This is a genomic window from Pseudarcicella hirudinis (genome assembly GCF_900115665.1).
GTDB classification, from domain to species: Bacteria; Bacteroidota; Bacteroidia; order Cytophagales; family Spirosomataceae; genus Pseudarcicella; species Pseudarcicella hirudinis.
Genome location: NZ_FOXH01000011.1, coordinates 31,467 through 45,538, shown reverse-complemented (window position 1 = coordinate 45,538; position 14,072 = coordinate 31,467). Strand labels below are relative to the sequence as shown.

General features: G+C 38.0%; 11 protein-coding genes. 7 read left to right on the top strand and 4 right to left on the bottom strand.

Annotated features, from left to right (window positions below; all coding sequences use genetic code 11):
- Positions 1 to 71: 71 nt before the first annotated feature.
- Positions 72 to 941 carry a bestrophin family protein gene (locus BM179_RS17365; RefSeq protein WP_092018540.1) on the top strand — a complete coding sequence of 290 codons (870 nt, stop codon included), beginning with the start codon at positions 72 to 74 and terminating at the stop codon, positions 939 to 941.
- Here the strand turns inward: BM179_RS17365 and BM179_RS17360 are convergent.
- A complete protein-coding gene (locus BM179_RS17360; RefSeq protein WP_092018431.1) occupies positions 927 to 1,826 on the bottom strand; it encodes a 1-aminocyclopropane-1-carboxylate deaminase/D-cysteine desulfhydrase in 900 nt (299 codons plus the stop codon). The two genes, BM179_RS17365 and BM179_RS17360, sit on opposite strands and share 15 nt — an antisense overlap.
- Positions 1,827 to 1,984: 158 nt before the next feature.
- On the opposite strand from BM179_RS17360, the gene BM179_RS17355 reads away from it, so the two are divergent.
- The 5 genes from BM179_RS17355 to BM179_RS17335 all read left to right on the top strand — a co-directional run bounded on the left by BM179_RS17355 (position 1,985) and on the right by BM179_RS17335 (position 8,135).
- Positions 1,985 to 3,007 (top strand): RluA family pseudouridine synthase, encoded by a 1,023-nt coding sequence (locus BM179_RS17355; RefSeq protein ID WP_092018430.1) that lies wholly within the window; start codon positions 1,985 to 1,987, stop codon positions 3,005 to 3,007.
- Between the two features lie 99 nt (positions 3,008 to 3,106).
- Positions 3,107 to 3,325 carry a hypothetical protein gene (locus tag BM179_RS17350; RefSeq protein WP_092018429.1) on the top strand — a complete coding sequence of 73 codons (219 nt, stop codon included), beginning with the start codon at positions 3,107 to 3,109 and terminating at the stop codon, positions 3,323 to 3,325.
- Between the two features lie 6 nt (positions 3,326 to 3,331).
- Positions 3,332 to 3,778 carry a GNAT family N-acetyltransferase gene (locus BM179_RS17345; RefSeq protein ID WP_092018428.1) on the top strand — a complete coding sequence of 149 codons (447 nt, stop codon included), beginning with the start codon at positions 3,332 to 3,334 and terminating at the stop codon, positions 3,776 to 3,778.
- Positions 3,779 to 3,904: 126 nt separating this feature from the next.
- Positions 3,905 to 7,702 carry a hydantoinase B/oxoprolinase family protein gene (locus BM179_RS17340; protein WP_092018427.1) on the top strand — a complete coding sequence of 1,266 codons (3,798 nt, stop codon included), beginning with the start codon at positions 3,905 to 3,907 and terminating at the stop codon, positions 7,700 to 7,702.
- Positions 7,703 to 7,709: 7 nt separating this feature from the next.
- Complete coding sequence (locus BM179_RS17335; protein WP_143095258.1) at positions 7,710 to 8,135, top strand: hypothetical protein; 426 nt, start codon at positions 7,710 to 7,712, stop codon at positions 8,133 to 8,135.
- Here BM179_RS17335 and BM179_RS17330 read toward each other — a convergent pair.
- Positions 8,132 to 9,148, bottom strand: coding sequence for a GntR family transcriptional regulator (locus tag BM179_RS17330; protein WP_092018425.1), 1,017 nt, complete (start codon positions 9,146 to 9,148; stop codon positions 8,132 to 8,134). The genes BM179_RS17335 and BM179_RS17330 overlap by 4 nt on opposite strands.
- Positions 9,149 to 9,988: 840 nt before the next feature.
- Here BM179_RS17330 and BM179_RS17325 point away from each other — a divergent pair.
- Positions 9,989 to 10,339: a hypothetical protein gene (locus BM179_RS17325; protein WP_143095257.1), complete on the top strand. Its 351-nt coding sequence runs from the start codon at positions 9,989 to 9,991 to the stop codon at positions 10,337 to 10,339.
- A gap of 992 nt (positions 10,340 to 11,331) precedes the next feature.
- Here the strand turns inward: BM179_RS17325 and BM179_RS17320 are convergent.
- Positions 11,332 to 12,093 carry an SH3 domain-containing protein gene (locus BM179_RS17320; protein ID WP_092018423.1) on the bottom strand — a complete coding sequence of 254 codons (762 nt, stop codon included), beginning with the start codon at positions 12,091 to 12,093 and terminating at the stop codon, positions 11,332 to 11,334.
- A partial coding sequence (locus BM179_RS17315) for a glycoside hydrolase family 19 protein (RefSeq protein ID WP_177219437.1) occupies positions 12,090 to 14,072 on the bottom strand: 1,983 nt, incomplete at its 5' end. The genes BM179_RS17320 and BM179_RS17315, both read right to left, overlap by 4 nt.

The following is a 14,072-nucleotide window of genomic DNA, read 5'->3' as shown; positions in this document are numbered from 1 at the left end:
CCTTGCCTCGGTCCGTGTCTTCACAGACCGAAAATCAAAGAAGTTTAACATATAAAGACAATCAACATATTATGATCAACTATAACCCCAGAGAATGGTTTACCTTTATTTTTCGCATTCATAAAGCAGATACCTTCCGGGAGCTGTTTCCCATGCTTATAGGGATAGGTATTTATGCCAGTGCAGTGGCTTATATTTTTATTGAAATATTTCCATTACCTGAAAATAACCATCTCAAGAGTATTCCGCTGATGCATGGAATGCTGGGGTTTGTCATATCTCTCCTGCTTGTTTTCAGAACAAATACAGCTTATGACCGCTGGTGGGAAGGCCGTCGTTTATGGGGCACACTCAATAATATCAGCAGGAATTTAGCTATTAAACTGGATGCCTATCTTCCGGAAAAAGATGAAGAAAGGCCGTATTTTGCCAGACTGATTACTGAATATGCCTTTGCCTTGAAGAGACATTTAAGAGGCCATCAGACCGACAGTGATATTTTCAAATCTGTCATTGTTGTCGACAAGGAGATTCATAAACCGAATCATATTGCCAGCCTGCTGATTTCAAAAATCAATCAGCTTTATAAATCAGGCCTGATTTCTGATGCACAATTGTTATTGATTAATGAAGAACTCAGGTCTTTTACGGATGTATGCGGTGCCTGCGAGCGGATAAAAAATACGCCCATTCCTTTTTCGTATTCTGTGTTTTTAAAGAAATTTATCTTCTTTTATGTAATGACATTGCCTTTTGGATATGTTTATAACCTGGGTTATATCGTGATTCCGGTAGTGATTTTTATCTTTTATGTCCTTGCCAGTCTTGAGCTTATTGCCGAAGAAATTGAAAACCCTTTTGGTACAGATTCCAATGATTTACCATTGACTTCAATCTGCAAAAATATCCAGAAAAATATCAATGAACTATTGGTCAAGTAAAGGACTTCTTCCCTGAAGTCCTCCGGTATGAATGGCAACGATCTTAGTACCTGATTTAATGCTGTTTTTTTGAATCATGTCATAAAGCCCGAACATCATTTTTCCGGTATAGACCTGATCCAGTTTTACCCCCGGATTTCTAATCTCAAAAGCTTTTATAAACTCTATTAAAGTGGGTTTAGTTTTGGCATAACCTCCAAAATGGTAATTTTCTGTCTCAATTTCCCAGGAACAGAAAATGGCTTGATTTCCGGTTAACTGAAGAATATCATCTTGTAAGAAACTGCCATTTTTCAGGGCGGAAAAGCCGATAACCCTGGTTTGCGCATGGCATTTTGAAATAATTCCGGCCAGTGTTCCGCCTGTTCCGACTGCGCAGGCAATGTAATCAGGAATGAGTTCAGAATAAATTTCATCTGTAATTTCAGCCGTCCCGGGGATGGCAAAAGAATTACTTCCACCTTCCGGAATGATATAGTATTCCTGAGAAAATTTTTCATAAAACCATTCTTTCGAACGGTAATCGTTTCGCTCAGTGAAGATAAATTCCATGCCCATTTCTGACGCAAATCTGAGGGTTAGATTGGCCCTGGAATCTAATTCATTCCCTCTGATAATTCCTAAAGTATCAAACCCGAAATAATGGCCTGCGGCGGCTGTTGCATAAATATGATTTGAATAGGCTCCGCCAAAAGTCAGGAGTTTTTTAAATCCCAGCTCTTCTGCTTTTATCAGGTTATATTTTAATTTTCTCCATTTGTTTCCTGAAATTTCAGCATGGATTAAATCATCTCTTTTCAGATAAAATTCGATGCCTGACTTTTCCAAAACAGGATCTTTCAACAAATGAAGTGGAGAAGGAATTAAAAAATCAGGAGGAGTCATTGGCAAAAATATTAAATTTGTATTCTGAAGCAGGAATTTTCCCTGATTTCAGGATTTTGCAAGAGCGTGTTTTTGTCTGAAAAACCGGGAACTGTGAAATTCAGGATGAATTATTATCCCCTCAAAGGATAATTAAACACAGATTAATATACAAAGGTATGCAAGAATTTGATGAAGTAGAAGAAGAGGAATTATATGAACATTTTCGCTTTGAAGTGGATAAGGGCCAGGCGTTGCTGAGAATTGATAAATATTTATTGCTTAAACTTCAGAATACATCGAGAAACAGAATCCAGACCGCAATTGAGTCAGGAGCTGTAAAGGTAAATAATGATAAAATTAAAGCTAATTATAAAGTTAAACCTCTTGATCTGATTACGATTTCATTACCTCATCCACCAAGAGATACTGAGATTATTCCGCAGGATATTCCATTGAATATTGTGTATGAAGACGATGATATTTTAGTGGTAAACAAAGCTGCCGGGATGGTTGTACATCCTGCTCATGGCAACTGGGACGGCACTTTAGTGAATGCGCTGGTATATCATTTCCAGAATTTGCCAACTCACCGAAATGGTGAAATCAGACCGGGACTTGTACACAGAATTGATAAGGATACTTCCGGCTTACTGGTAATTGCGAAAAATGACTTTGCGATGACCCACCTTGCCAGACAGTTCTTTGACCATTCGATTGAAAGAACTTATAATGCGCTGGTCTGGGGAGAACCAAAGGAGGAAAAGGGAACGATTGAAGGGCATATCGGAAGAAGTCTGAAAGACCGTAAAGTTCAGGCCGTTTTCCCGGATGGTTCTCAGGGAAAGGAGGCTATTACACATTACGAAGTAATTAAACCGATACGTTATGTTTCTCTGGTTAAATGTAATCTCGAAACCGGAAGAACACACCAGATCAGAGTTCATTTAAAACATTTGGGGAATCCGCTTTTCAATGATTCCACCTATGGCGGAGACAAAATTTTAAGAGGAATGATTTTCTCAAAATATGAGAGCTTTGTCCAAAATTGTTTTAAATTGTGTCCAAGACAAGCCTTACACGCTAAGTCATTAGGCTTTGTTCACCCTAAAACCGGTGAGTTTATGCAATTTGACTCTGAACTGCCAGATGATATGAAAGCTGTCATTGAAAAGTGGGAAGGTTTTGTGAACAATAATTAGCCTTGAAATGTTACTATTGAGATTGTTTTCCTGAAGGAAAAACTTAATATTAACTGCTAATCTGTAATTGTTGTATAATTCCTTTTTCGGGTAAAAGTTATGGAAAACATTTCTTTAGACTTGGATGAATTAATAGGTGTGATGTCTGGTTTAGAACGGGACCGTCGCCCTAAAAAAGTAAAAACCCTGAGAAACTATATTCAGACTTTTTTTCTGAATGGTAATCCTGACAGCGATTTACAAATCGTGCTCGATGAACTCGAGCGGAGAGACTTAATCTATGTCGGGATTAATGGTGATGTAATTTATAATTTTTAACATTTTATGATTTCGATTCGCAAAGGAACCCGTGCCGATGTACCTGCCACTTTTGAGTTAATTAAGGAATTAGCGGTGTATGAAAAAGCCCTTCATGAAGTAACTAATTCGGTAGAGCAGATGTATATTGACGGTTTTGGAGAAAAACCGATTTTCGATTTCTTTGTTGCCGAAGTCAACGGTGAAATCGTCGGAACAGCAATCTATTATTTTCGCTATTCTACCTGGAAAGGTAAGAGACTTTATCTGGAAGATCTGGTTGTAAAAGAATCCATGAGAGGACAGGGTTTAGGGGAAAAACTGCTGGAAGCAATTATTCAGGAAGCCCGGGATACTCAAAGCACCGGAGTGATGTGGCAGGTGCTCGACTGGAATGAACCTGCTATTAATTTTTATAAGAAATTCGGCGCACAATTCGACGGCGAATGGATAAATGTACATGTCCATTTCTAAAAACTGATATTTTTTGACAATGTTCTAAATAAAATTGTTGAATTTTGAAAACGAGGATGTTATCATCCTCGTTTTTATTTTTTGAGGGAATTCAGCTCATCTGACAAAGGATGGAATGTTTAAAATATGGTAAATAGTTACAAAATTTCAATTGATACCGGAGGTACTTTTACAGACTGTATTGCTACAGATGCACATGGAAAAATGTATCGAAGAAAAGTTCTTTCCAGCAGTTCATTAAGAGGGGAAATTCAGGAATGGTCAGATCCGCAGACTATCCGTATCGTGCAGTCCTGGAACCTGGAAAAAGATATTCTGAAAGGATATGATTTTAAATTGCTGGGAGATAATCAGAATGTCAGGGTACGGAGTTTTGATGTTGTAAATTCTGTACTTGTTCTTGAAAACCCGATTGAGGTTCCTCAGTATAATGCTTTTAGTTTTGAGCTGAGTGCCGGAGAGGAAGCACCGGTTTTAGGAGCAAGACTTATTACTCATACTGCTTTGGGAGAGGCATTTCCGCCTTTGCAGATGAAATTGGGTTCTACGAAAGGAACGAATGCACTGCTTGAAATGAAAGGAGCAAAAACGGCTTTTTTTGTCACAAAGGGTTTTAAAGACTTACTGAGAATCGGGAACCAGTCCAGGCCGGATATTTTTGCCTTAAACATTATTAAACCTGATCCGCTCTATCATGAAGTAATCGAAGTAGATGAGCAAATTGATAAAGATGGAAATGTATTGAGATCAATAGATTCCAGGGAAATTTTAAAGAATATAGCTTATTTGCAAGCCATTGGAATTGAGTCGGTTGCCATATGTTTTAAGAACGCCTATCAAAACAATATCCATGAAAGAGAAGTCGGTGAAATTCTCAGGGAGCATTTTCGTTTTGTTAGCATTTCAACAATACTTTCCCCGCAAATCAAATTACTCAACCGGGCAGAAACAGCGGTGGTTAATGCCTATTTATCTCCCGTTATCAATAGCTATTTAAGTAATATTCTCGATAAACTTCCCGAAAATGCTTTACAAGTAATGACAAGCTCCGGAAGCCTGGTGCGTTCGGATTATTTCCAGCCTAAAGACAGTCTGTTTTCGGGCCCTGCCGGTGGAGTAGTCGGTGCATCGGTTATTGCCAAACGATCAGGCTATGAGCAACTGATAACCTTTGACATGGGAGGGACGAGTACTGACGTGGCGAGGTATGACAGGAAGTTTGATTACCAGTTTTCACAGAAAATCGGGAATGCCCATATTTTCAGTCCGGCCCTGGCGATTGAAACAGTCGCTGCCGGAGGAGGATCAATCTGTGATTTTGATGGTTTTAAATTAACGGTTGGCCCTGAGAGTGCTGGCTCAAATCCTGGTCCGGCCTGTTACGGCGCTGGCGGTCCATTGACCATTACAGATGTAAATTTGTTACTGGGAAGGATTGATATTCAGCAGTTTAGTATTCCGGTGTTTGTGGAAAAAGCAGCCGGTAAATTGCAGGAACTTATCCGGAAAATAGAGGAAACTTCCGGGAAACAGGTTGGAAAAGAAGAGGTTCTGGAAGGCTTCAGAAGTATAGCCAATGAAAAAATGGCAGAAGCAGTCAGGAAAATATCCATTGCCAAAGGCTACGATACGAAGGAGTATGCTTTGCTGGCATTTGGCGGAGCCGGAGGGTTGCATGCTTGCGGCATTGCCGGACTGCTCAATATTTCAACCGTAATTCTTCCCGAAGATGCCGGAATACTAAGTGCGTTCGGAATTTCAGAAGCCGGAATAGAAAGGATTACAGAGAAATCAATTCTCTCGGTTTTAACTGAAAATACTTTCATACAAATACAACAGGCATTTGAAAAATTATCTGAACAGGCTATAGAAAAGTTAATACAGGAAGGCCTGCCTGAAAAAAATATTGAAATAAAAAGAAAGATCCTCTTTCTGAGATTTAAAGGACAGGATGCCAGTCTTGAAATTGAATGGAACGATTATCAGTCGATTGTTGAAAATTTCAAAAGAGATTACCAAAAAACTTACGGGCATTGGGTTGAAAACCGAGAGATAGAAGTAGAATCAGTAAGAGTAATTGCATCTGAGAAGAGAGAGGATATAACCGGAAATGCCGAAAAGAGCAGAGATCCGGAGGTATATTCAACTGCTCAACCCTCACATTTCCTTCGCTCACTTGTGGAAGGAAGCTGGATAGACGTTCCGGTTTTTCTCCGGGAATCTCTCAAAACCGGTTCGTTGATTAAAGGTTTTGCAGTGTTATTGGATAAATTCAGCACTACCGTTATAGAAAAAGGTTTTGAATTGAGGATTGATAAACATGGGACTTCCATCATAGAAAACAAACCCGCAGAGCAACCTTCTAAAACTGTAATTGAGGCCAGTCAGGAAACAGAACTGGAGTTATTCACAAATCGGTTTATGGCAATAGCTGATAACATGGGAGTGATGCTTCAACGTACTTCCTTATCAGTAAATGTGAAAGAACGACTCGATTTTTCCTGTGCGCTTCTGGATTCAACAGGAGAACTGATAGCCAATGCACCCCATATTCCTGTCCATCTCGGCAGTCTGGGTGTATGCGTGAGAAGCCTGAAAAAGCATATCAGCATGGAAGAAGGGGATGTTGTAATCACCAATCACCCGAAATATGGAGGTTCTCATTTACCTGATGTTACCCTGGTTTCTCCGGTGTTTTCAGAGGATAAACAATTGATCGGATATGTGGTAAACAGATGTCATCATGCGGAAATAGGTGGGATAAGACCCGCTTCCATGCCACCGGATGCCACAAATCTGGCTCAGGAAGGAGTGGTGATTAATCCGGCTTATCTGGTTAAAAATCATAAGGTTCTCTGGGAAAACATCAAAGATATTCTTACTCAGAATCCATTTCCGACCCGGGCGGTAGAGGAAAACCTCGCTGATTTAAATGCAGCGCTGGCAGCAAATAAAAACGGTGCTGAATCTCTGAAAGAACTGGTAAGAAACTATGGTCTTGAAAAAGTGCATTTTTACATGGAATTGCTGAAAAGCTACTCCGCAAAAAAAATGAGGGAAACGCTGAACCGTTTTGACAATGGAATCTACAAAGCTGAGGAATTTCTTGATGATGGTACAAATTTGAATGTTTCTGTACAAATTTCTGATAATGAGTGTATTATTGATTTTTCAGGAAGTGGAAATGTGCATCCCGGAAACCTGAATGGAAATGAAGCTATTGTTAATTCTGTGGTGATTTATGTACTTAGATTGCTGCTCAACCGTAATATTCCATTAAATGATGGGATCTTAAGACCTGTAAAAATTATAATTCCGGAGAAAACTTTATTAAATCCGGATTTTCCTGATGATCCGGCAAAATGTCCGGCGGTAGTCGGAGGGAATGTAGAGCTAAGCCAGCGTTTGACAGATACTTTGCTGAAAGCTTTCGGGGTACTTGCCTGTTCACAGGGAACCATGAATAATGTGTTATTTGGAAATCAGAAGTTTGGGTATTACGAAACCATTTGCGGAGGAAGCGGGGCAGGAGAGGGCTTCAATGGTGCTTCAGGCGTGCATACCCATATGACAAATACCCGAATTACAGATCCTGAGATTTTTGAATTGAGGTATCCGGTCAGGCTTGATCGTTTTGAAATCCGGGAAAATTCCGGAGGAGCCGGCAAATACAAAGGTGGAAATGGCATAGAAAGAGAGATTACTTTTCTGGAAGATATTCAGCTTTCAATTCTGACCCAGCATCGTTATCAATTGCCTTATGGAATGAAGGGAGGTTTTGCCGGAAAAACGGGAGAACAGTTTTTGAAAAGTGCTGAAGGAATCAGAACTTTAAAAGGAATAGAAGGAATAGATGTGAAAGCAGGAGAGACCCTGCTGATAAAAACCCCTGGTGGCGGAGGCTTTGGAAAATCAGAAATTTAAAAAAACGATGAAAATCTGCCTGATTTCATGGTGGATTGCGGTGATCTTATATGCAGCGGTAGCTTTACCACTTGCGTTTATGATATTGGGTAATACTTTCCGGGTCGGATATATTACCCAATATGTAACGCTGTATGGTAATATAATCAGTTTGGCACTGTTCTTTTTGTTTGTAATGTACTTGTACCGCCTGCCCGGGGAATCACCTTATCTTTTGTATTATGAGATCACCAGTGTTTCTCTGATTGCTTTACAGTTGTTACTGTTTGTTCTTCACTATATGCTTTCAGACCTGACAGACTTTCGGCACCAGAAGATTCTTGAAAGACCTTTATTCTATACGCTTCATCAGGTTTATTTCTTTATTCAGGGACTGATATGGATAACGGTGGGAGTGTTAATCTTTTATTTCGATAAAAGTCAGACTGATTAAAGCGATTTGCGCTGAATAAAATGACAGGCATTTGAAATTTTGCCTTTTCTGCGATCCAGAATCATTTCTCCGGCTAATTTTCCCATCAGGTTAAAGTCATTGGAAATAACGGAAATTCCTTCCGCCAGAATCTCCTTTATCGGCGTATCATCATATGAAATCAGGCCGATATCTTCCCCCAGCTTCCAGTTTTTCTTGTTAGCCCAGTTGATAAACCTGATAACATCATTTTCACGGAAAACAATATAGGCATGATCTTTTTGCAAATCAGATTCTTCCTCCATATTTTCTATAATACTTCCCGAAATCTGATATTGCTGACAGAAATTATTGAACCCGTTAATGATACCAATCGGAGTGTACTGGAAACTTTTTTTACTTAATACGAGGGAAAGACTCTGATACTTTTTGATCAGCTCATGCGCTTCCGTCAATCCTTTAAAAACATTCTGTTCAAAGTCCTGGTATAATACCGCATAATCATCTCCGAAAGAGGGTACGTCGATATCAAGAATTAACAGTTTTTCCCTGGGGATTTTAACAAGAATATTCGCTACATCCACATTGAAATGCGGCATTACCACGTAAAAATTGTAATTGCCTAAGTGGTTCATTATCAGGTTCTCAAATACTTTGAGGTTATGATGATGAAAAAATACATTGACATTTACTTCTTCACCCAGCGAACTTACCAAAGCATCGTGAAGTACTTCTTTATACGGAGTAAGCGAATCAAACAGTACAAAAATATTTAGCTGACTTCTGATGTCAGTACTGGCGATATAAAAACCTTTTCCATGTTGTGAATTAACAAGTCCTCTTTCTCTCAATTCATCATAAGCTTTGGTAACCGTCATTCTGGCCATGCCAAAATTATGGGCTACATCATTGATTGAGGGTAATTGTTGTCCTCTTATCAGAGAGCCGTCCTCAATTGAAGAGATAATTGAGTCTACGAGCTGCTGATATTTGGGTTTACTGGATGTGGGGTCAATTGTTATAAAATTCTTCACGGATGTGTATTTAATATGATCTTTTCAGAACAATTATTCTATAAAGCTGATGATGTTGCATACCGATGATTCTGCGGGTACCTGCGGAAATTATCGGTATACAAAAATACCAATTTATTTTTGGCCGATTATGAATGATAAAGCTTTAAAAGCATGTCTGAAATGATTCTTTGATAAATATATAAAACTTCCTGAAATGCAGAAAAAGTATGCCTTCCTGCTATGTTACAATAAATCCTCAAAAACTCAATAATTTTTGATAAAATTCTATAAATCAGCGGTAATAAAAACAGATTTTACCTTTAAGAATACAATCCATAGAGATTGTACGCATTTTTGCAAATTGTATGCAAAAAAAATTGTGGAAATCTATTTTTCTGTATATCTTTGTTATGGTGTATATAGCACAGTGTAGCATAGTTTTCTTTTATTAGAAACTTTAATTCAGAACTCAAGAAATTACGCCGCCTGAAATGAATCATTTTAGGTTTTTGGCTCGGTTTTGTTTATAAAAATGGTTAATGGTGTACAGTGTCTGTCGGAGACACATCGATTGTCTCCGCAGACAATTGTCTTGGAGGTTTAATCCGGGTCATTTTTTTTAGTTTGCCTACTTACTTCTTAAATATTTAACTACAAATTCAGGTTGGTCTTAATTGATCAGCCTGTTTTATTTTAAGGACGAATCCGGTAAATAATTGTTCTTTTTGACGATAATTTTGTGTTTATATGTGAAAAGTCCAAATTTTTGTTAAAAATTATAGTTTTTTCAATAATCTATGCATCATTTTTTTTAATTTGTAATAACAAGTTAAAAACCGATACAGGCTTTATTACTTTATGAAACACTTGAAACTCTTTTTCTTATTGATTATTGTCAGTCTGAAACTGGTGGCTTCTGCTGAAGCTTCACGTCTGATTGATAATAACCTTTCAGCAAAGAAATTGTATTTCTCTGGTGTATCTCATAATGCTCAGTCAGTTTTGGGAGATGAAAGACTCAATGAGTCTGAAGAAGATGAAAAAGACCCTCATAGAGATGAGATACAAGGTCTTGAACCGGTCTTTTTTCAATCGTCTTTCCTTTCGTTTGTATTACTGAAACAAAACCATATCCCGATCCCCGGGAACTCTTCAAGATGCCATTCCGGAAAACAGCTCTTTATGCTGTATAAAAATTTCCGGATCTGATTAAATACCTTCTCTGAAACATCTGATATTCCGATTCCTTTTCCAATTGTTTTACATCATTGGAGATCCCTGTTTCCTCAGGTTAAAGTATTCCGGCAATACGTGTAGTCATTTACGTTCAATTCGGTGGTTTTCCCAAAGGTGATTTTTATCATCTTTTCAACGGATCTGACATGATTTTACAGTGTTATACAAGCCGGTTTTCGTTGATCCTGATTAAAAAATTGAGATAAAATACGTTGATACCGGAAACATATACTAAGACAGTTTCCAGTTTGATACCTGACCATTAAAACAAAACCGGTAGAAACGTATTTTTCTTGAGAACGAAAATGATCCGAGGTTTGGAACCTCAAAATCGGATTTTGTGAGATCAGGTTGGAGCAAATAGCTGAAATCAGACTTTCATTTTACCGGATGATGATTTTTTTAACAGGAATGGCTGTGTTTTGAAGACAAATTAAAATCCCCTGAAAAAAAATACAGAATATTTTTAAACCCTTTCAGGCGAAAATTATCATATGATTAGAAATCCTCTTTTAAATGATATAAAACTCTAAGAAAGGTTCTTCAAAGATTTGATCAGAAAAGGGAAAGATGCTGTATTCATGCAAAGTCAGGTGCTGTTGCCGGGCCTGAAGCTAATGTTTAATGAGAGGTATATTGCTGAATCACAGTACAATTTAGTTTCGTTATTTTATAATATGTTTGGTTTTTTTGGATTGGGTAATCTATGGGTTACCCAATTTTGTTTTATATGAGTGGTAATAAAATGCTGGTTTTGGCTGTGCTATTTAGGATTTTAAAGGAAAATCGAGAGGATGAAAAGAACATTTCATTTACAGTTTTAAAGCTAATAACAAAAATCAATTTAGCTCATGCCAGGCAAACCCTTATCAGTTTATTATTCCCGGAAGGTATTTTCGATGTTGCTTGCGCTTTACTCATTTATGTGGACGCAAAAGCAGGCCCTCCGACCTGCTTCATTTTAGCTATTCTACATCTGTTTTCTTTATCCAGCCTTCTACTACTTTTTTGCCGTAATAGCGAATTTTTAGCCAATCGCCTTTTGTTTCTAGTACTTCTACTTCATTGCCTTTGATTAGGTACATTTGAGTGGAAGTATTGGGAAGATTATAAATGATTGCTTTCGAAACCTTAATTAACTCCAATAACGGGGTTGGTTCTCCTACGTCATTATGCATTTTACCAAATAGTTTATCAAAACTAACTTCTTCAAATGGTAACTGATTCTCATATTTGTAGACTTTCTCATCTATTAACACCTCTCTACCAGTATTAAATGTCTTAATTTGGTATTTAATCATATTCCAATTATCCCTTTGTTTGTCGAATTGAAAATAACAATAATAATTATTAGGGTCTTGACCTCCTTCTTCATTAACAATACAAAATGTGGTATTATCTACACTAAATATTGATGTATGAATAACCCAAAGTGCCTTTCTATTTACATTTTTTAAGCGGTATTCATTTTTACCATAATTTAAGTAAATGGCTAATTCATGTCCAGAATTACCTTTAGGTATTTTGACATCAAAGTTTCGATAATCAAACTGCAGTAATATATCTTTTAGTCCATCGCCATTGACATCGTATCTCAAGGTGTCTTGAGATACGTTACCACTATTCATATCAAACGGGATTTTATCCATTTTTACAAATGTTTCACTTTTTTGTGCATTACATGAATGGAATGCCAGCGTTGCAAGAATTACTAATATTTTTTTCATATTATTTTATGTTTACTCACAAGGAAATAATTTTTTAAGTCTTTCAAATTCTTTCTTTTACTCCAACCATTAGGCTCACAATCATAACACCTTTCTCTTTCCCCTGTAATTGGATTTTTCGTATAACCACAAAATTCTGTATTACCACAATTCACAAGTTTAGATATATTCAGCAAACTGTCTTCGGATAAATTATTGCAATATCGAGAACATTTTTTTTCTATTTTCCAATACCAAAAAGCAGATAATACAGCATATTTGGGGTTTGTAGCTACTTCTTCTGGATGATTTTCAAAATCAACTTCATCGCCTAGACCTCTACAATATGCTTCGAATGGTTTATAGTTATACTCCCAACCTGTTAATTGCATTAGTCCTCTTCCTTTGTACCTTGATTGACTACTTGCATAGTCACTTGGAAGTTCTGATAAATCTTTCAACTGTGTTGTTTCTTCTGCAATTTGTGTAAAAAAATGTATTCTCTCTTCACAAGTAGTGATGCCAAACTCTAAAAGATATTTATTTAAAAACGGTATTATTTTTTTTGAATCTTCTTGATCTACTTTTGGAAATATTTTTTTCAACAACTCTTCATCTAATTCTCCTGTAAAAGCATTCGTCTCCTCCACTGATTCCCCCAAATACCCCCAGACAGCCTCTATTTTCTTGTCCTTCTCTGCTTTATCCAATACATTTACATTCAATACTATATTGCTGGAATTGGGCGCACTGAAATCTATTCCTTCCTCGGTTTTCTCTTTGCTTAAGGGGTTTATTTCGGGATTGTCTCCATAAAATCTGATCTGCAGGTTGTCTATACATACTTCTCCTACTTTTACCTGTCCGGTGCCTCCTGCAGGATTGCTAAGTTTATGACTCACTTTGTTTTTTGATATATCTCTTTTGAGCAGTTCAAGGCTGTATATCACACTTTGGCAGTTGCCATCTCCCGTCAGATAATCCATCAATCCATCACAACCACATTTGATACTGCTTTTGGCTGCTGCCGTTTCTACCGCCAAATCTTCTATTCTGTTTAGGATGTTACCTGCCAGGGAAGATGATTCTCCTAATCTGCAGATACTTACCAAAGCTTCAGGGTATAACTGGCTTTTGGTGGAAGCATAAAATACCGCTTCTCTTGGCTCTGAATGATACCCCAGTCCGTCACAGTCTGCTTCTGCCAGTAGTTTATCTTTGTAGCTGTCTAAATCATTGAGTATCGGGGCAATCTTAGCTAAGAATCTAGGATCTGTGTTTTGGGTTTGTGTTGTGTTCTTAATACTCTCGATACCACTTTTTATGGCCTTACAAATATTATTGTATTCCTGATAATCTTCCTTGCCGGGTTTTTCACCTCTGGCTATTTTATCCAATAGTTCCTGAGCTTTGGCCTTCATTGCTTCCAGCGCCTCTCCAAACTTACCTGAATAGCTGCCCGGCCCACTGCTGAGTAATGCTGTGATTTGTCTTTCGAGGTCATTGGTAACTACTGTGCCATTACTACCCTGTGCTTTCACCTCTCCTGCAGTAATACAACCATAGTCTTTCCCCTTCTCGCCTTCTACTATGCTGATACCCGACCAGCCAACCGGAATACGCTGACGCACAAAAGGGTAGTATAACAAGCCTTCTCCGGCACTGGCATCTCCGCTGGTTACAATAATCTCATATCCATTCATGTATATTTTCTGTCCTTTGGCTGGTACAAAGGCAACTGTTCCGCTATATACTTTGGGAGTGATGTTACAGTCTACCGTGGAATGCATAGAACCTCCGCAACGAGACTCAGAAGGAGTTTCTAACTTATCGAGCTCATCACGTTTTTGGGCTATGGCAGCCGGGCTTATGTCTTGTGAACTCACAATGATATCCAATGGATCTTCCACATTACCTGTTGTGCTGCTATTATTGCTGTTACTATTTGTTTTGGGAGAAGAAGTATTACTGGCCGATGCTGCGGGTTTTGAATTGCTTTT